This window comes from Serratia sarumanii, assembly GCF_029962605.1.
GTDB classification, from domain to species: Bacteria; Pseudomonadota; Gammaproteobacteria; order Enterobacterales; family Enterobacteriaceae; genus Serratia; species Serratia sarumanii.
Window position 1 is genome coordinate 2,511,244 of the sequence record NZ_CP124750.1, and the last position, 19,211, is coordinate 2,530,454.

The following is a 19,211-nucleotide window of genomic DNA, read 5'->3' on the forward strand; positions in this document are numbered from 1 at the left end:
TCCCCCGATGGGAAGCTCTAGCCTTGCTGATACCAGCCACTCCTTTAAGGGCACATAACATGAATTCATCCAATGCCAACTTCCCCCAGCCTTCGTCCGCGCGTCTGAGTCTGCCGGTTGAAGGCATGACCTGCGCCTCCTGCGTCGGTCGCGTCGAGCGGGCCTTGACGGCGGTTCCCGGCGTGCAGGCGGCAACGGTCAATCTCGCCACCGAACGCGCCGATATCACGTTTACCGGCCAGGCGAATCCGCAGGCGGCGGCCCGCGCCATCGAAGGCGCCGGCTATACCGTGCGAGAAGAAACCACTGAGCTGGCGATCGAAAATATGACCTGCGCCTCCTGTGTCGGGCGGGTGGAGAAAGCGTTGAGCCAGGTCGCCGGCGTTACCGAAGCCAATGTCAATCTGGCGACCGAACGCGCGCGGGTGCGCTATCTGGCCGGCACCGTATCCCTGGAAGACCTCGCCGCTGCCGTCACCCGCGCCGGTTATACGCCTCGCCGCCTGACGGCGGATAGCCCCAGCGCGGACGACCAGGCCGCCGAACGGCGCGAAAATGAGTCACGCGCGTTGCGGCGCGCCCTGTTCGGCGCCGCCCTGTTCACCCTGCCGGTATTCCTGTTGGAAATGGGGTCGCACCTCATTCCCGCCATACATGAGTGGGTCATGGAGGGGTTGGGCGTGCAGACAAGCTGGTATATCCAGTTTGTCCTCACCACCTTGGTCTTATTTGGCCCCGGCCTGCGCTTCTTCCGCAAAGGCGTTCCTGCGCTGCTGCGCGGCGCCCCCGACATGAACTCGCTGGTTGCGGTCGGCACGGCGGCGGCCTACGGTTATTCGCTGGTCGCCACCTTCGCCCCCGGGGTGTTGCCGCAGGGCACCGCCAACGTCTATTTCGAAGCCGCCGCCGTGATCGTCACGCTGATCCTGCTCGGACGCGTGCTGGAGGCGCGCGCCAAGGGGCGCACCTCACAGGCCATCAAACGGCTCGTCGGCCTTCAACCCAAGGTCGCACGCGTTGAACGGCATGGCGAAACGGTTGAAATCCCTCTCGAACAGGTGGTTGCCGGTGATGTGGTCTTCGTCCGGCCGGGGGAGAAAATCGCGGTGGATGGCGAAGTTCTGGAAGGCGCGTCTTATGTCGATGAAAGCATGATCACCGGTGAACCGGTGCCGGTCGAGAAAACCGTGGGGGCCGATGTGGTCGGCGGAACCATCAACAAAACCGGCGCGTTCAGTTTCCGGGCGACAAAAGTCGGCGCGAATACCGTCCTGGCGCAAATCATTCGATTGGTGGAGGAAGCGCAGGGTTCCAAACTGCCGATTCAGGCGTTGGTCGATAAGGTGACGATGTGGTTTGTTCCGGCCGTCATGGCGGCGGCGGTACTGACCTTTCTGGTTTGGCTGTTCTTCGGGCCGTCGCCCGCGCTGACCTTCGCGCTGGTGAATGCGGTCGCCGTGTTGATTATTGCCTGCCCTTGCGCCATGGGCCTGGCGACGCCAACCTCTATCATGGTCGGCACCGGGCGCGCCGCCGAGCTGGGCGTGCTGTTTCGCAAGGGCGAAGCGTTGCAGGCCCTGCGCGATGTAGGCGTTATCGCCCTCGACAAAACCGGCACGCTGACCAAAGGCCGCCCCGAGTTGACCGATCTGGTGCCCGCTGACGGTTTCGAATACCACGAAGTACTGGCCTTGGTCGCTGCGGTCGAGACACGGTCCGAACACCCCATCGCCGAAGCTATCGTCGCGGCGGCAAGAGAGCAGAATCTTACGCTCGCCGCTGTCGACAGTTTCGACGCCACACCCGGTTTCGGCGTAACGGCGCGCATCGGCCAACGCCGGATCTCCGTTGGCGCAGATCGCTTCATGACCAGGCTCGGGCTTGATGTGACACGTTTTCAGCCCGTCGCCGAGCGCCTCGGCGCCCAGGGGAAAAGCCCGCTTTATGCCGCCATTGATGGCCGTTTGGCTGCGGTGATCGCCGTTGCCGATCCGATTAAGGAAACAACGCCGGAAGCTATCGCTGCGCTGCATGCGCTTGGGCTCAAGGTTGCGATGATCACCGGCGACAATGCCGCGACGGCGGCGGCGATCGCCCGGCAATTGGGGATTGACGAAGTCGCGGCCGAAGTGCTTCCCGAAGGCAAGGTGGCGGCGTTGAAATCCTTCCGCAACAGCGGCGCGAAAGTCGCCTTCGTCGGCGACGGCATCAACGATGCGCCGGCACTGGCGGAGGCGGACGTTGGGCTGGCTATCGGTACAGGCACCGATGTGGCGATAGAAGCGGCCGATGTGGTGCTGATGTCGGGCGACCTGCGCGGCGTAGCCAACGCCATTGCGCTCAGTCAGGCGACGATCCGCAACATCAAGCAGAACCTGTTTTGGGCCTTCGCCTATAACGCCGTCCTGATCCCAGTGGCAGCCGGCGCGCTTTATCCCCTGAACGGCACGCTGCTTTCGCCTATTTTCGCCGCGGCCGCGATGGCGCTTTCCAGCGTTTTCGTCCTTGGCAATGCGCTGCGGCTCAAACGTTTCCAGGCGCCGATGGCCGTCGAGAGCCGCGCTGAAGCGGCGGCGGCAACCGCGCAACCCGGCGGAATATCGGCATCATCGTAACAGGAGGACAGGATGAACATCGGACAAGCAGCCCGGTTATCCGGCGTTTCGGCGAAGATGATTCGCTATTACGAGCAAATAGGCCTGATCCCGAGAGCGGCTCGCTCCGATGCGGGATACCGCCACTACGGCATGTCGGACGTGCATGGCCTGCGTTTTATCCGGCGCTCACGCGACCTGGGTTTTTCCGTTGAGCAGATATCTGCGTTGCTGATGCTGTGGCACGACCGCGAACGCGCCAGCGCCGATGTTAAAGCCGTAGCGCTATCCCATATCGCCGTGCTGAAAGCCAAGATTGCGGAACTGCAGACGATGGCGCAAACGCTGGAACGCCTTGCCGGCCATTGCCACGGCAATACGCGCCCCGACTGCCCTATTCTGGCGGGTTTAGCGCAACCGGTGGCGCTCATCGCGCCGCGCCAAACGCCGCATTTCGGGGTGATGCGCGAGCCGAAACCACGACGACCGCGTGAATCGTCATAAAAAGAGTTTGACCCTGTCACGCTGGCAAGCTTTACCGTTATCAAACACCGTAATCGACGAGGAGAGTAAAAATGATTCGTTTTCATATTCCAGCCATGACCTGCGGCGGCTGCGCCAGTTCCGTCACCCGGGCGTTGCTGAACGTTGACCCGCAGGCGCGTATTCAAACCGATCCGGCCAGGCGGGAAGTGCTCATCGACAGTGCGTTGCACAGCGATGCCTTCGGCGCCGCGCTGGACGAAGCCGGTTTTCCTCCGGCCGAGCCGGATTAAGCGGCGCGTCAGGCCTGGCGCAGCTGTTCGATAAGAAAGTGGATATCGTACAGCCAGCGTTTGGCGCGCGCGGAACGCACCAGCATCGACACGCACAGCGGCCGGGGGTGTTCTTTGCAGGCGGAGGGGGAAAACCAGCGGCCGGTGTTGACCGGCGGTTGGAAATACAGCTCGTGGTTATAGTTGCCGCTGTCGACGCCGAAGGTATCGAAGTAGCGGCGCATCAGCGTATTGGAATCGCTGAACGACAGGTTGAGCGCGGTGTTGATCTCGGTTTCCGGGGTGATGACCACGCCCTTCTTCAGCCGCCCTGCTGCGTTGAAGGTGGCGATAAGCGCGATGACCTGTTGCTGAATGTCTTCTGCCATGACGACCTCGAGCCGGTATGAATAAAAGAGGAATGCGGTTCTCTGTCTGACTCTGCCTGCCCCGGCGAGTTCTGGCCGCCGGCCGGGTTTTCCGTTTCTTTACACTTTCCATAAAAAAACCGCGCGCAGCCACACTCCCGGCGCGCGCGGTTGACGGTTAGCGGCTGAGCGTCGTCTTGTCGGCGATGACGCCGTCCCCCTGCCGCTCGGCGGCAACGCCGCCGCCCAACACTTTATACAGGGTGGCCTGATTGTCATACGCGGTCTGCTGCGCGGCGATCAGCGCCTGCTGCGCCGTGTACAGCGTGCGCTGCGCGTCCAGCAGCGTCAGGTAGCTGTCAACGCCCTGGCGGTAACGCAGCTCGGCCAGGCGATAATATTGCTGCGCCGCCGCCACATAGCCGGTCTGCGCCGCCAGCTGTTCCTGCAGCGTGGCCTTGCGCGCCAGCGCGTCGGCGGTTTCCTGAAATGCCGTCTGCACCGCTTTCTCATAGGTGGCGACATACAGGTCTTTCTGCGCCTGGGTGTAGTTCAACTGAGCCGTGTTATAGCCGCCGCTGAAGATCGGCAGGCTGATGCTCGGTGCGAACGACCAGACGCCGGCGCCGTGGCTGAACAACGAGGAGAGTTCACCGCTGCCCACCCCGCCGCTGGCGGTCAGGCTGATCGACGGGAAGAACGCCGCCCGCGCCGAGCCGATATTGGCGTTGGCGGATTTCAGGTTATGCTCGGCCTGCAGCACGTCCGGCCGCTTCAGCAACACTTGCGAAGAGACGCCGGCCGGCAGATCGCGCATGATCCCGCCGAGCGCCTCGATGCCGCTCGGCAGCAGGCTTTCCGGCACGCTTTGCCCCACCGCCAAATCCAGCGCGTTTTTCGCCTGCGCGGCGCTGGTAGCGTAGCTGGCGGCGTCCGATCGCGCCTGCTGATAGACGGTTTCCGCCGACGCCACGTCAACCAGCGACGCAATCCCGTGCTGTTGATTGTTGCGCGTGACGTCCAGCGACCGTTTGGCGCTCGCCATCGTCTGCTGCGCCACCGCCAGATTGCTGCGCTCGGCCGCCACCGCCACCCAGTCGGTGACGATATCGGCGATCAGCGTCAGGCGGGTGCTTTTCGCCGCCTCCGAGTTCGCCAGATAGGTTTCGAACGCCGCGCGCGACAGGCTGGCGTTTTTGCCGAACAGATCCAACTCGAATGCGCTGACGCCGGCCGCAGCTTCGTAGCTTTGGCTCAGCGCGGTGGCGTTGCCGCTGCCGGTCAGTGCCCGCCCGCGGCTGCCGTCGGCGGTGGCATTGATTGTCGGGAACAGCGCCGAGCGCTGCTCGCCGTACAGGGCGCGCGCCGACGCGATATTGGCGATCGCCTCGCGCAGATCGCGGCTGCCGTTCAGCCCCAGCGCCACCACCTGGCGCAGCCGGGCGTCCTGGACATAGTCGCGCCAGGCGACGTCCGGGTAGCTCAGCGCCCGGTTGCCGCCGGCCTCGCCCTGCGGCAGGTTGGCGGGCACCGGCGCCGCCGGGCGCTGGTAGTGCGGATCCAGCGACAGACAGCCGGTCAGCAGCAGCGGTAAAGTTAACATCATGACTCGTTGCAACACGTTATTCTCCTGCCTGTGACGGCGGGTTGGCGGGCCGACGGGTAAACATGCGGCGCACCAACACATAAAACAGCGGGACGAAAAAGATCGCCAAGGCGGTGGCGGTGATGGTGCCGCCGATGATGCCGGTGCCGATGGCGATGCGGCTGTTGGCGCCGGCGCCGCTGGATACCGCCAGCGGCAGCACCCCGGCGGTGAACGCCAGCGAGGTCATCAGGATCGGCCGCAGGCGCATGCGCGCCGCGTGGACCGCCGCGCCAATCAGCGTTTCGCCCCGCTGGTGCATCTCCTCGGCGAACTCGACGATCAAAATGGCGTTCTTCGCCGACAGGCCGATGATGGTGAGCAGCGCCACCTGGAAGTAGATGTCGTTTTCCAGCCCGCGCAGGGTGATCGCCAGCAGCGATCCCACCACGCCCATCGGCACCACCAACATCACCGCGAACGGAATCGACCAGCTCTCATACAGCGCCGCCAGGCACAGGAACACCACGATCAGCGAAATGGCGTACAGCGACGACGCCTGGCCGCTGGTCAGCCGCTCCTGATAGGACAGCCCGCTCCAGGAGTAGCTGCTGCCGGCGGAGAATGTTGCCGCCAGCTTCTCCATCTCGCTCATCGCCGTACCGGAGCTGACGCCGGTGGCGCCCTGCCCGGTGATCTCGAACGACGACAGCCCGTTATAGCGCGACAGGTTTTCCGGCCCGTAGATCCAGTGCGAAGACGCGAAGGCGGAGAACGGCGTCATGCTGCTGGCGCCCGACGCGTTGGTGCCGCGCACAAACCAGCGGTCGAGATCTTCCGGCTTGGCGCGGTACTGCACATCGCCCTGCATATAGACTTTTTTCACCCGGTTGCGATCGATAAAGTCGTTGATGTAGGTACTGCCGAACGCGCTGCTGAGGGTGCTGTTGACGTCGGCGGCGCTCAGGCCGAGCGCCTGCAGCTTGCCGTTGTCGATCTCCACCTGCAGCTGCGGGGTATCCGGCAAGGTGTTGGCGCGCACCGCCAGCAGCGATGGATTGCCGGCGGCGGCGGCAACGATCTGGTCGCGCATCGCCTGCAGCTCGGCGCGGGTGGTCGCCCCTTTGGCCTGCAGCTCGAAGGTGAAGCCGTCGGACTGGCCGAAACCGTCGATCGCCGGCGGGCTCATGGAGAAGACCTGGGCGTCGCGCAGCGTGGCGAAGTGCGCCATGGCGCGTTTGGCGATGGCGTCGGCGGTGTTCTCGCTGCCGCTGCGCTGGCTCCAGTCTTTGAGGCTGACGAACGCCATGCCGGCGTTTTGCCCGCTGCCGCTGAAGCCGAAACCGTTAATGGTGAAAATGGTGCTGACGTTGGCCTTTTCCTGGTCGAGGAAATAGGCGGTCACCGCCTCGCTCACCGCCGAGGTGCGCGCGTTGGTGGCGCCGGCCGGCAAGGTGTACTGCACCATCACCGTGCCCTGATCCTCGTTGGGCAGAAAGCCGGTCGGCAAGCGCAGGTACATCACGGCCGCGGCGATCAACAGCAGGCCGTACAGCAGCAGATAGCGCGTCGGCCGGTGGATCACCCCGCCGACCTTGTCGGCGTACTTCTCCTGCAGCCGGTCATAGCCGCGGTTGAATTTGCCCAGCCAGCCCTTGTCGGTCTGCGCGTCGTGCGCTGGCTTCAGCAGCGTGGCGCACAATGCCGGCGCCAGTGTCAACGCCAGCACCACCGACAGCACCATCGAGGAGACGACGGTGATCGAAAACTGGCGATAGATCACCCCGGTGGAGCCGCCGAAGAACGCCATCGGCAGAAACACCGCCGACAGCACCTGCGCAATGCCGACCAATGCGCCGGTGATTTCACGCATCGATTTCTCCGTCGCTTCGCGCGGCGGCAGCTTATCCTCCCGCATCACGCGCTCGACGTTTTCCACCACCACGATGGCGTCGTCCACCAACAGCCCGATCGCCAACACCATGCCGAACAGCGTCAGGGTATTGATTGAATAGCCGAACGCCGCCAGCACGCCGAAGGTGCCCAGCAACACTACCGGCACGGTGATGGTCGGGATCAGCGTGGTGCGCAGGTTTTGCAGGAACACGAACATCACCACCACCACTAACGCCACCGCTTCGAACAGCGTTTTCACCACCTCCTCGATCGAGATATTGATAAAGTCGGTGCTGTCTTTCGGGTAGGCCACCTTGTAGCCCTGCGGCATCGCGCTTTGGTATTCCGCCACCTTGGCCTTCACCAGCTTGGCGGTGTTGAGGGCGTTGGCGCCCGCCGCCAGCTTGACCGCGATCCCCGCCGCCGGGTGGCCGTTGAGGTGCGCGCTGGCGGAGTAGTCCTCGTTGCCCAGCTCAATTCGCGCCACGTCGCCCAGCCGCACCAGCGCGCCGCTGCTGTCGCTTTTCAGGATGATATTGCGAAACTGTTCCGGCGTTTGCAGCCGCGACTGCGCCTTTACCGTGGCGGTCAGCTGCTGATCGGCGGCGGCCGGCAGATCGCCGATCTTGCCGGCGGACACCTGGGTGTTTTGCGCTTCGATCGCCGTCTGCACGTCGGAAGGCATCAGCGCATAGCTCGCCAGCTTGGTCGGATCCAGCCAGATGCGCATCGCGTATTCCGAGCCGAACACCTGCACGTCCCCCACGCCCTCGATGCGCGACAGCGGATCCTGCAGGTTGCTGACCAGATAGTCGGAGATATCGGCCATCGTCGCCTTGTCGCTTTCGTCATACAGCCCGACGATCAGCAAGAAGCTGCTCTGGGATTTCTTGACCGTCACGCCCTGCGCGGTAACCGCGCTCGGCAAACGGCTTTCCGCCTGCTGCACCTTGTTTTGCACCTGCACCTGAGCGATATCCGGATCGGTGCCCTGATCAAAGGTGACGTTGATGCTGACCGAGCCGCTGGAGCTGCTGGTCGAAGAAAAATACAGCAGGCCGTCCAGGCCGGTGAGCTGCTGCTCAATCACCTGCGTGACGCTGTTTTCCAGCGTTTCCGCGTCCGCGCCCGGGTAGGTGGCGGAGATGGAGATCTGCGGCGGCGAGACGTCCGGGTACTGCGAAACGGGCAACGAATTGATCGACATCAGGCCGCACAGCATGATGATGATGGCGATCACCCAGGCGAATACCGGCCGCCGGATAAAGAACTGCGCCATATCACTGCTCCCCGAGTTGGGTTTTGTCGACCGAAACCTCAACCGGCTTCACCGCGGCGCCGATCGTCACCTTGCTGGTGCCTTCGACGATCAGGCGATCGCCTTCGTTCAGCCCGCTGCCGATCAGCCAATTGCTGCCCACCACCCGTTCGGCGCTGACGGTGCGCTGCGCCACTTTGTTCTGTTCGTCCACCACCAACGCGGTGGCTTCCCCTTTGGCATTGCGGGTTATGCCCTGCTGCGGCGCCAGAATGGCTTTGGGATCGACGCCGTTAGCCACCGTGGCGTGGACATACATACCGGGCAACAATTCATGTTCGGGGTTGGGGAACACCGCGCGCAGCGTGACCGAACCGGTGGCTTCGTCCACCGCCACCTCGGTCAGCTCGAGCTTGCCGGCGTGAGCATAAGGCGTGCCGTCCTCCAGCTTGATGGCGACCGGCGTGACCGCGCCGCGCTGTAACGCCGCCTGCTGGCGCCGCAGTTTAAGCAGCTGGGCGCTGGACTGGGTCAGATCGACATAGATCGGGTCGAGCGCGCGGATGGTGGCTAAAGCATCGCTCTGGCTGGCGGTGACCAGCGCGCCCGGCGTCACCGACGAGATGCCGATACGCCCGGCGATCGGCGCCCGCACCTGGGTATAGGCGAGGTTGATGCGCGCCGTCTCCAGCGCCGCCTGATATTGGGCCACCGACGCCACGGCCGCCAGATAGGCGGCTTTGGCATCGTCCGCATCCTGCTGAGAAACGCCGTTCTCTTTCACCAGCGCCGCATAGCGCTGCGATTTGAGCCGGGTGGATTGCACCGTGGCCTGGGCGTTTTTCAGCTGGGCCGCGGCCTGATCGTAGCTGGCCTGATAGCTGGCAGGGTCAATTTGATACAATACCTGCCCGGCCTTGACCTCGGCCCCTTCGGTAAACAGCCGCTGCTTGATGATGCCGTCGACCTGCGGCCGCACGTCGGATGTCATGGTGGCGTTGACCCGGCCGGTCAACTCGCTGCTCAGGGTCACTGACTGGCCGCGCAGCGTGACCACGCCGACCTCCTGTTCTGCGCCCGCGCCGGCTGGCGCACCGGCGTTTTGCCCATCGCAGGCGGCCAACAACAGCGACAGCCCGAGCACCAAAAGCGTTTTCCTCTGCATTGCAATACGATCCTGTTGAGAATGACTATTCTCAATATATCGAATGCCGACATTCGCTTCTGAAAGGGTTGCGTAAGGATTCGGTAAAATCTTGTCGAAGCGGGAAACGGTGGAGCAATATCGCTTCAGCGTGGTTTCAGCAAACTGGCGCAGCGGTTTTTAGCCAATGCAAGAAAGCGCTCCACTTCAGCTTGGGGCTGCGCCACGTAGGATTTTTAGGGTTTAACCAGCCTGAACACCGTTTTGGTGTGCCAATAGTAGTCGATTGCCGCTGCGATATCCGGCATCCACCCGTCCGGCTCATAGGGCACGAAGCCGGAAAAGCCCAGCCTGCGGGCAGAGACCTGGAACCCCGCGGCGGAGAAAATGCGCGCATAGTCGGCCAGCGACCGATCCTGCACCACGGTATGGGTATCTGCAGCCACCCGTTCACGCCACTGCGGCCACAGCGGGTTGCCGGTGTGGCAACCGGTCACCGCATAGTAAACGCCGCCCGGCTTCAGCACCCGCAGTATATCGGCAGCATGCTGGGCAATATCGTCGATCAGATAGATGACTTCATGACTGAAGGCGATATCGAAATGGTCGTCCCAGCCGTTCAGCCGCGTATCGGTTTGATAAACCACCGGCAGATGCCCTTTCAGCCGGTTGGCTTCATCGACGGACCGGCGAGCGATATCAACGCCAAGCCCCTGCTGAAATGGGCGGAGCTGGTACAGCAGGCGCAGAAAACCGCCCTGATTGCAGCCGAAATCCAGCACCTTCACGCCGGACAGTTCGTTTTCCGGCACCAGGCCGATAAGATGCCGCCAGATGGGCGCATGGCCATCGGCCATGGCCTCTTCCGCGCGCGGATCCCGATACCAGGTGGGAATGGTCGAGGGTGAATCGGTCATGATTTTCTCCTTGTGTCAGCGCTAAGCCAACCACAGCCGATCGTGACAAACAACCCGGTGCGCATTTTTTGAACATTGCGCGGTATTACCGGCCATGCCTTGGCAGTTGGCTGGTCACGCAGTGAATGCCGCCGCCGCCGGCGGCGATGGCGTCGATCTCCAACTGCACCACCTTGCGCTGCGGATAGAGCGCCGTCAGCAGCGCTAGCGCCGCCCGATCCGCCTGCGGATCGCCAAACTCCGGGGCGATCACCGCGCCGTTGATGACGAAATAGTTGATGTAGCCCGCCGCAAAATCCGGGTTGTTGCGGCTGAATCGGCTGTCGCGCGGCGCCAGCGGCGGCGAAAGCGTATGCACCTGCAGCCGGCGGCCGTCGGCGTCGGTCGCCGCCTTGAGGATCGCCAGATGTTGCTGGGTAACCGCATGGTCATAAGAGGCCGGATCGGTGTCCAGATTGGCCACTACCACGCCCGGCCGCACGAAGCGGGCGTAAAAATCGACGTGGGCGTCGGTGATGTCCCGGCCTTTAATGCCCGGCAGCCAGATAATTTTGCGCAGGCCGAGCATCGCTTTCAGCTCCTGCTCCACCCGGTCCCGGCTCCAGCCCGGATTACGGTTCGCATTCACCCAGCTGCTTTCGGTCATGATGCCGGTGCCGTGCCCGTCTACTTCGATACCGCCGCCTTCGCCTGTCAGTGCGCTGCGGCGCAGTTGGGCGGCACCGTAGCGGTTGGCGGCAAACGCCGCCAGGCGCGCATCCCTGGCATGCCGCTGTTTATTGCCCCAGCCGTTGAAGTTGAAATCCACCGCCCCGAGTTCGCCGGCGCCGTTGACGACGAAATTGGCGCCGAAATCGCGCACCCAGATGTCATCCAGCTCGGTGACGACATAGCTGACGTTGTGACTGCCGCAGGTGGCCTCGGCCAATTGCCGTTCATTGCCGCGGCAAAATACCGTCACCGGCTGAAACTCGGCGATGGCGCGGGCGATACGCCCCTGCGCCGCCTGCACATCCGCCGTGAATTCGCCCCAGATGGCCCGCTGCGCGCCGAAGGCGAGAAACGCCCGCTGCTGCGGTTCCCCTTCGTCGGGCATCCGCCAGGCCGGATTAAGCGCAGCTTCTGCGTGACTGCGTAACGGAATGCCTAACGAGGCCGTCAAACCGACCCCGGCAACGGCGGAAAGCTGTTTAATAAACACGCGACGAGTTGACATTAAAGACCTCTTTTAATCATTTATAATTCAAAAGGTTAAACGAATAATTCACGTTTATTCGGTTGAATCTTATGCTAGTCTTCCCCTGGCACCGCGACAAACGATATATTTAGCGGATATCTGATTAGACAGGCTTATCGATAATGTTAAAACACTGGCCCCCTTTGAGCGCGCTGCGCGGTTTCGAAGCGGCGGCGCGCCTGGGCAGTTTTCATCAGGCTGCCGAAGAGCTGCACCTTACCCAGTCGGCCATCAGCCAGCAGATCCGCAGCCTCGAAGCGTTTCTGGAGCAGCCGCTGTTCTTCCGCACCGGCCGCAGCGTGGCGCTGACCGACGCCGGCCACGATCTGTTCAGCACCGCGCAGGTGATGCTGCAACAGCTGGCGGTCGGCATTCGCCGTTTGGATCAGTACCGCAAACCCAACCAGCTGATCGTCAACACCACCCCGGCTTTCGCCCGCCACTGGCTGACGCCGCGGCTGGGCGACTTCAATCGGCAGCATCCGCAGGTCGACCTGTGGCTGTTCACCAGCTTTGAACCGCCGAATATGGCGACGGACAGTATCGATCTGGCGATCCGCGACGATCTCAGCGCGCAGGCGGACTGCACCTTTAACCTGCTCTGCAGCGACCGGCTTTATCCCGCCTGCCACCCCAGCCTGCTGGCGTTGGCGGCGGAGCAGCGCGTGACCCTGCACGGCGAACGGGAGATGGACTGGAGCCACTGGACGGTGGCGGGCGGCGCGCACGTCGGCCAGCGCGACAGCGGGCTGAACTTCTCCGATCCCGGTCTGCTGCTGGACGCCGCCTGCAATGGCCTCGGCATCGCGTTGGTCAGCCAACTGCTGGCGCAGCACGCGCACGACGCCGGGCTGCTGCAACCGTTAACCGAGCAACGCGTGCGCGGCGCCAACTGGGCGTGGCTGCTGCACCGCGACAGCGAACACAACCCGCTCGCCCGCCACTTCTGCCAATGGCTGCAGTCGGCGCTGCCCGCCGGCGCATAACGCGCCACGTCACGATTCGCCACTCTGGTCAGGCGGCCCCGCCTGACCGCTGCTACCTTCAATAAAGCGCCGCAACAGCCCGAAGAAAACGCGCTAACCTGCTGTTTCAAAATAATTAGTTGAATTCACCTGATAACTGAACATCGCTAAAAGGATCGTCTATGTCTGCCGGTTTATTGAAAATGATAGCTCTGAGCGTGGCCCTGGCCTGCCCCCTTCCCGCCGCCTTTGCCGCCGATCTCACCGCCGGTGCGGTCGCCGCCCCGGATCGGTATGGCGCTAACGTCGCCGCGCAGATTCTGCGGGGCGGCGGCAATGCGGTTGACGCAGCGGTCGCCACCGCCTTTACCCTGGCGGTCACCTACCCTGAAGCCGGCAATATCGGCGGCGGCGGCTTTATGACGCTGTACGTCGACGGCAAACCCTATTTCCTCGACTACCGCGAAGTGGCGCCCAAGGCCGCCGGCAAAACTATGTATCTGAACGAGAAAGGCGAAGTGATCGAAAATCTAAGCCTGGTGGGCAGCCGCGCCGCCGGCGTGCCGGGCACCGTGCTGGGGTTGTGGGAAGCGCATAAACGCTTCGGCAAGCTGCCGTGGGCCGAACTGCTGACGCCGGCGATCGGCTACGCCCGGCAAGGTTTCACCGTGGCGGATCAGCAGTATCAGTACCGTGAAGACGCCAACAAGCTGTTCGCCGGTAAAACCAACTTCGGCGACTATTTCGGCGCCATGAAGCCCGGCGCGGTGTTCAAACAGCCGGAGCTGGCGGCCACGCTCGAGCGCATCGCCAAGTCGGGCGCCGACGATTTTTATCACGGCGAAACCGCGCGCCTGCTGGTGGCGCAAATGCAGCGCGACAATGGGCTGATCGGCGCGGCGGATTTGGCCGACTATCGGGTGAAATGGCGTGAACCGATGCGCATCAGCTGGCGCGGCAACACCGTCTATACCGCCCCGCTGCCCAGCTCCGGCGGCATTGCGCTGGCGCAGCTGCTGGGGATAAAAGAGGATCGCGCCGCCGATTTCAAGGGGGTGCCGCTGAACTCGGCGCGCTATATCCACCTGCTGGCGGAAATCGAAAAACGCGTGTTCGCCGATCGCGCCGACTACCTCGGCGACCCGGATTTCACTCACGTGCCGGAAGCGCAGCTGATCGCCCCCGACTATCTGAAGAAACGCGCCGCCGAGATCAACCCGACGGCGATCTCGCCGACCGAACGGGTGCGGCCGGGGCTGGAAACCCACCAAACCACCCACTTCTCGATCGTCGATGCCGCCGGCAACGCGGTCAGCAACACCTATACGCTCAACTGGGACTTCGGCAGCGGCGTGGTGGTCAAAGGCGCCGGCTTCCTGCTCAACGACGAGATGGACGACTTCAGCGCCAAACCCGGCGTCGCCAATGCCTTCGGCGTGGTGGGCAGCGACGCTAACGCCATCGAGCCGGGCAAACGCATGCTCTCCTCGATGAGCCCGACCATCATCACCCGCGACGGCGAGGTCAGCCTGGTGATCGGCACGCCGGGCGGATCGCGCATCTTCACATCGATCTTCCAGGTGATCAACAACCTCTACGATTACCATCTGCCGCTGGCGCAGGCGGTGGCCGCCCAGCGTGTGCACCATCAGCTGTTGCCGAAGGACACCCTGTACTATGACAGCTTTGCGCCGCTGACCGGCAAACCGGCGGACGAGCTGAAAGCCATGGGCTACACCCTCGAAGACCAGGGCTGGAACATGGGGGATATTCAGGCCATCCGCATCGATGGCCGCACGCCGGAAACCGCGTCCGATCCGCGCGGCCGCGGCGTCGGCCTGGTGGTGAACAAGTAACGCCCCGGCGGCCCGCCTCCGGTTAGACGGGCTACGACTAATCGGTGCCGATCCGCGTGATGCTGAGATCCAAAGAGGTACGCGCGGTCAACATCGCCTAGCAGGAACGCTACGGGCCCCCAAACTCTTGTCTGGTTGGGGGCCATTTTTTTATCCAGCTACGGGCAGCGGCTTACTTGCCGGTGGCCAATTCGCCGTACACCACTTGGCCGCGGAAACCGCGCCGCACCTGCTGGAACAGCTCGCGGAACGCCGGGTAATCCTGCGCCTGGCACAGCGCCTCCTTGCCGCGAATGGCGTTCACCTGCAGCTGATGATTGACGATCACCTGCTGCCCGTCGCGCCGCCACGCCACGCGATAGTCGCCCGCCGCATTGCGGAACTGCCTGTCTTGCGGAATGGCGATGATCGGCACGTTGGCCGGCAGCTGCAGACGGTAGGTTTCGTCGTAGCGCTGCGCGCTGCAGTAGAACGGCGTTTCGTTGCCCGGCGCCGCCGTGGTGGTGTACAGCGTGCGGAACGATTTGCCGCCGGGCGGATTGGGCAGCGTCATGCCACCCACCACGCCGAAATCGACGTAGTCGTCCGCCTTGAAGCGGAAGCGGTAACCGAACTGTTTTTTGAGATCCAGCGGATCGCTGTTCATCGCCACCTCGCCGCTGCCGTCGATGCCGGAGGCGGACATGATCGACGCTTCGGCCTGCGCCCGGTTCTGCCGGTTGATCTGCGAGAAGTAGCCCCGCAGGTCAATCTCTTCCACTTCGCTCAGCCGACGCTCGGTTTGCCCGTGCAGATTACCCGCTTTGTCGAACACGAAATCGACGCTCAGCGCGCTCTTGACCGGCTGCTCGTCGCTGCCCGGCGTGCGCGCCAGCTTGGCGTCGCGCGTCAGCAGCACCGGCGCCCCCAGATCGCCTTCCGGCAGTTGCCCGAAGCGCGCCCACGGATTGGTGGAATCCAGGTACAGTTTGAATTCCGGCACGTAGGTGATGGCGTGATTAAAGCGGCTGAGCAGCGGCACTTTAGGCAGTATCGGGCCTTCGTCCATGCCGATCAGCACCGGCGAGCTTGCAATGCCTTTGGCGGCGAGCAGCGCCTCCAGGATCACCACGTGATCCTTGCAGTCGCCGTAGTGGTTGTCGAGAATGCTCTGCGCCGAATTCGGCTCCAGCCCGCCGTTGCCCAGATACACCGCCACGTAACGAATGTTTTGCGCCACCCAGCGATAGAGGGCCTCCGCCTGCTCGCGCCGATCGCTGATGCCGGCGGTGATGTTGTCCGCCAACGCCTGGATGCCCGGCGTCACCTTCGCCGCCGCGCCGGCCTTCAGCTGGTAGGCCTTGGCCAACTGCGGCCACTCGCGGTAGGTGCTGGCCATGATGGTCGGGCTGAAGGTCCAGCTGTCCGCCGCCCAGTTTTGCGATTTCATCGGCGCGCTGCGTGAATAATGCCAGCGCCAGTGCGCCTGCCCGTCGCGGATCTGCGGCTTGTCTCCGCCCGCCACGCCGCGCGTGAAAATATGCATCGGCAGCTTGGCGGGCGCCTGCAGGGTCACTTCGGCATCGTCGAACTGATCGAAAACGCTGAACGTCTCCCACAGGCCGAAATAGTCGGGGAAATACGGGGTGTTTTGCGTGCGGCGCAGCTCATACACCACGCGCGATCCCGGCGCCAGGTTGGAGAACACGATGACGCGCACTTTGCGGTCGGCATACAGCGGCGCCGTGGCGCTGGAGTAACTCTCCTGGGTATAGATGCGATCGGGCGCCACGTCGTGGCGCTGGCCGTCGGCGGTCAGCGTATAAGCGGCGACCACCTCCAGCGTTTCCATTTTTTCGCTGTAGCTCAGGCGGATCTGGCTGAATTTCTCGACCGCCGCCTTGGTCTTCAGCAGCACTTCGTAGCTTTCCGTCTTCACGTTGGTGGCGTTGGCGTTGACGCGGTAATCCGCGCGATAGCGTACGAAGCTGAAATCGTTGTTGGCCGTGTCGTTCTGGCCCTGATCCGCTGCGGCGGGCGGTGCGACGGCCAACACGGTGGCCGGGTGCGTCGCCGTCAAACCGGCGAATAACAGCAGGGAAGGAATAGCGATTTTCATCTTCGGTCCTTGAAGGGCAATAAACGGCGACGCCGGGCTACGCGCCCGTCCCGGCGTCAAAACAGGCGGGCACACTAATATAATTGAGAATCATTTTCAATAAACGAACCGTCAACGCCCAGGTTAGCCCTGTTCGATCAGCATCACGGCGGTGGTATCCGGCTCCAGCGCTTCGAAAACGTGCTCGCGATCGGCGGAATAGCTGATGTAATCGCCGGCGCTCAGCTCCTGCGGCTGGTCTGCCGGCCCCAGGCGCGCGCGCCCGCTGCTGATAATCACATGCTCGACGGTGCCGGGAGGATGCGGCCGGGAAAGCTTGGCTTCTCCGGGCTGCACCCGCAGCCGGTAAATGTCGCGCTGCGCCCCCGGCGGGCAGGTGGCCAGCAGCGTGGCGGCGTAGTTGCCCTGCTCCGACAGTGTCGGCGTTCCCTCATGGGCGCGGATCACCTGCACCTGCCTGCTCGGCTGTGAAATCAGCCGGCTGACCGGCACATCCAGCGCCATCGCCAGCGCCCATAGCGTTTCCAGGCTGGGATTGCCACTGCCGGCTTCCAGCTGCGACAGCGTGGACTTGGCGATGCCCGCGCGCTTCGCCAGTTCGGTGACGGACAGGTTCACTCGCTCCCGCTCACGGCGGATCGCCGCCGACAAGAGGCCGATTGGCGTGATGTTCTGCATTAGGCTATCGCTCATTGTTCGCTATACCATCCATTTGTTCGACTTGACGAACACTCGTATTCATGTTCATCATAATGTTCGATTGTTCATTTTAATGATTGCACCGCTTTGCCGCAAGTGCGGGCAGGCAACGAGGGAAACCACATGAAAACGAAAACGCGCGGCGCAGTGCAAATGATCCTCGCCATGACCATCTCCGGTACCGTGGGGTGGCCGGTGCTCGTTTTAGGGCAGCCGCCCGCGACGGTGGTGTTTTGGCGCTGCGCGTTCGGCGCGCTGGCCATGCTGGCGACCTGCGCCGCACTCGGTCAGCTGAAATCAGGCGCGATCAACCGGCGCCAGCTGAGCTTCGCCATTCTGGGGGGAATCGCCCTGGTGCTCAACTGGACGCTGCTGTTTGCCGCCTATGCGCATGCCTCGATCGCGGTCGCCACCGTTACCTACCACGTTCAGCCGTTCATGTTGGTGGCGCTGGGGGCGCTGCTGTTCGGCGAAAAGCTGACGGCTAATCGGCTGGGCTGGCTTCTGCTGGCGTTCGCGGGAATGGTGTTGATCGTCACCGGCCGGCAAAACGGCGGCGGCGATGACTATCTGCTCGGCGTGGCGCTGGCGTTGGGCGCGGCCCTGATGTACGCCATTGCGGCGGCGATCGTCAAACAGCTGGCCGCGCTGCCGCCGCAGCTGATCGTGTTGATTCAGCTTACCGTCGGCGCGCTGGTGATGGCGCCGTTCGCCGGCCTGGCCACGCCGCCTGCGGCCCCGATCGACTGGCTGCTGCTGGCGACCCTCGGCCTGGTGCATACCGGCTTGATGTCCACGCTGCTGTACGGCGCCATTCAGAAGATCCCCACCTCTCTGGTCGGCGCCCTGTCGTTCATCTACCCGGCGGTGGCGATCGTGGTGGACTGGGCGGCGTTCGGCCACCGCCTCAGTCTGTTACAGCTGCTGGGCACGCTGGCGATCCTGGGCGCCGCGGCGGGCATGAACTTCGGCTGGCGGCTCTCGCCGGTCGCCCGGCGGGCTGATAAAACCGGTTAATCCCGTCCGGCGGGCAAGCTATGCACAATAAGGCATTCGTCTTGCGCCCGGCGCGGTGTTATTTATTTACACCGTGTAGGGTAGAAGGAGTTGGCCATGTGGTATCACCGCCTGCAACGGCGCATCCGTTTCAGCTACTGGAACGAACTGTGCGTCGCAAAAAAATAAGGGAAGGCGCAAGCCTTCCCTTTTGTCATTCACCGCTCAGCTCAGAAACGATCGGTTTTCACCACCTCGTCGAACGGCAGTTTGCCGATGCGCGGATAAGGCTGCCCCGCCGCCTTGCCGATGGCGACCATCAGCGCGATCTGATAGTGCGCCGGTTTGTTGATGATCTCTCCCACGGCGTCGAAATCAAACCCGTCCATCGGGCAAGAGTCGTAGCCCTGCGCCTTGGCCGCCAGCATCAGCGTCTGGGCGAAGATACCGCTGCTGCGCATCACTTCGTCGCGCTGCACCTGCGGCTTACCGCGATAATACTGATCGACGGCCGGGATCATGAACTGCTGTACCGGCTCCGCCGCCTCGGCCCAGACGTTTTTTACCTGTGACTCCCAGCTCGACAGATCGCCGCACAGCACGACCAGCATCGACGCGTCGGTGACCTGTGCCTGCCCCCACGCCGCTTCGCGAATTTTCTCGCGCTGGGCGCGATCTTCGATCAGCAGCGGGCGCCAGTGCTGCAGGTTAAAAGCGCTGGGTGCGCCCTGCAGCGCGATAGTCAGCAACGCTTTTTTCTCTTCGAGCGTCATCACGTGCTGCGCATCAAACTGTTTGGTGGCGCGGCGCTGGCTGATTGCGTCTAACGTATTCATTTTACTG

15 protein-coding genes are annotated in these 19,211 nt (G+C 63.3%); 6 read left to right on the forward strand and 9 right to left on the reverse strand.

Annotation, left to right across the window (positions count from 1 at the left end; genetic code table 11):
* Positions 1-59 precede the first annotated feature (59 nt).
* From SSARUM_RS11970 to SSARUM_RS11980, 3 genes are all read left to right on the forward strand, one after another.
* Positions 60-2,615, forward strand: coding sequence for a heavy metal translocating P-type ATPase (locus tag SSARUM_RS11970; RefSeq protein ID WP_060430092.1), 2,556 nt, complete (start codon positions 60-62; stop codon positions 2,613-2,615).
* 12 nt (positions 2,616-2,627) lie between these two features.
* Entirely contained in the window at positions 2,628-3,098 is a 471-nt protein-coding gene (gene cueR, locus SSARUM_RS11975) for a Cu(I)-responsive transcriptional regulator (RefSeq protein WP_049212188.1), read from the forward strand.
* A 74-nt stretch (positions 3,099-3,172) separates the two neighbouring features.
* The gene (locus SSARUM_RS11980) at positions 3,173-3,370 is read left to right on the forward strand and encodes a heavy-metal-associated domain-containing protein (RefSeq protein WP_170310378.1); all 198 of its coding nucleotides are present in this window, start codon (positions 3,173-3,175) and stop codon (positions 3,368-3,370) included.
* A gap of 8 nt (positions 3,371-3,378) precedes the next feature.
* On the opposite strand, the gene SSARUM_RS11985 is transcribed toward SSARUM_RS11980, so the two are convergent.
* The 6 genes from SSARUM_RS11985 to SSARUM_RS12010 all read right to left on the reverse strand — a co-directional run bounded on the left by SSARUM_RS11985 (position 3,379) and on the right by SSARUM_RS12010 (position 11,733).
* Positions 3,379-3,738 (reverse strand): DUF1493 family protein, encoded by a 360-nt coding sequence (locus SSARUM_RS11985; RefSeq protein ID WP_060430094.1) that lies wholly within the window; start codon positions 3,736-3,738, stop codon positions 3,379-3,381.
* Between the two features lie 157 nt (positions 3,739-3,895).
* Positions 3,896-5,338, reverse strand: a complete 1,443-nt coding sequence (locus SSARUM_RS11990; RefSeq protein ID WP_033634579.1) for an efflux transporter outer membrane subunit — start codon at positions 5,336-5,338, stop codon at positions 3,896-3,898.
* 1 nt (position 5,339) lies between these two features.
* Positions 5,340-8,477: an efflux RND transporter permease subunit gene (locus tag SSARUM_RS11995; protein ID WP_060428050.1), complete on the reverse strand. Its 3,138-nt coding sequence runs from the start codon at positions 8,475-8,477 to the stop codon at positions 5,340-5,342.
* Position 8,478: 1 nt separating this feature from the next.
* On the reverse strand, positions 8,479-9,621 hold the full coding sequence (locus SSARUM_RS12000; RefSeq protein ID WP_060430096.1) for an efflux RND transporter periplasmic adaptor subunit: 1,143 nt from the start codon (positions 9,619-9,621) through the stop codon (positions 8,479-8,481).
* 215 nt (positions 9,622-9,836) lie between these two features.
* On the reverse strand, positions 9,837-10,517 hold the full coding sequence (locus SSARUM_RS12005) for a class I SAM-dependent methyltransferase (protein ID WP_033634582.1): 681 nt from the start codon (positions 10,515-10,517) through the stop codon (positions 9,837-9,839).
* An 85-nt stretch (positions 10,518-10,602) separates the two neighbouring features.
* Positions 10,603-11,733, reverse strand: coding sequence for an agmatine deiminase family protein (locus SSARUM_RS12010; protein WP_043147488.1), 1,131 nt, complete (start codon positions 11,731-11,733; stop codon positions 10,603-10,605).
* A gap of 143 nt (positions 11,734-11,876) precedes the next feature.
* Here SSARUM_RS12010 and SSARUM_RS12015 point away from each other — a divergent pair, with 143 nt between their 5' ends.
* Both SSARUM_RS12015 and ggt read left to right on the forward strand, forming a co-directional pair.
* A complete protein-coding gene (locus SSARUM_RS12015) occupies positions 11,877-12,740 on the forward strand; it encodes a LysR substrate-binding domain-containing protein (RefSeq protein WP_033634584.1) in 864 nt (287 codons plus the stop codon).
* Positions 12,741-12,901: 161 nt separating this feature from the next.
* Positions 12,902-14,575, forward strand: coding sequence for a gamma-glutamyltransferase (gene ggt / locus SSARUM_RS12020; protein WP_043147489.1), 1,674 nt, complete (start codon positions 12,902-12,904; stop codon positions 14,573-14,575).
* A 172-nt stretch (positions 14,576-14,747) separates the two neighbouring features.
* Here the strand turns inward: ggt and SSARUM_RS12025 are convergent, their stop codons facing one another.
* Entirely contained in the window at positions 14,748-16,673 is a 1,926-nt protein-coding gene (locus SSARUM_RS12025; RefSeq protein ID WP_033648359.1) for a DUF3857 domain-containing protein, read from the reverse strand.
* Between the two features lie 123 nt (positions 16,674-16,796).
* Positions 16,797-17,366 carry a helix-turn-helix domain-containing protein gene (locus SSARUM_RS12030; protein WP_060430098.1) on the reverse strand — a complete coding sequence of 190 codons (570 nt, stop codon included), beginning with the start codon at positions 17,364-17,366 and terminating at the stop codon, positions 16,797-16,799.
* Positions 17,367-17,495: 129 nt separating this feature from the next.
* On the opposite strand from SSARUM_RS12030, the gene SSARUM_RS12035 reads away from it, so the two are divergent.
* Positions 17,496-18,389 (forward strand): DMT family transporter, encoded by an 894-nt coding sequence (locus SSARUM_RS12035; protein WP_039566050.1) that lies wholly within the window; start codon positions 17,496-17,498, stop codon positions 18,387-18,389.
* A 209-nt stretch (positions 18,390-18,598) separates the two neighbouring features.
* Here the strand turns inward: SSARUM_RS12035 and SSARUM_RS12040 are convergent, their stop codons facing one another.
* Entirely contained in the window at positions 18,599-19,204 is a 606-nt protein-coding gene (locus tag SSARUM_RS12040; protein WP_060421153.1) for a nitroreductase family protein, read from the reverse strand.
* Positions 19,205-19,211 lie beyond the last annotated feature (7 nt).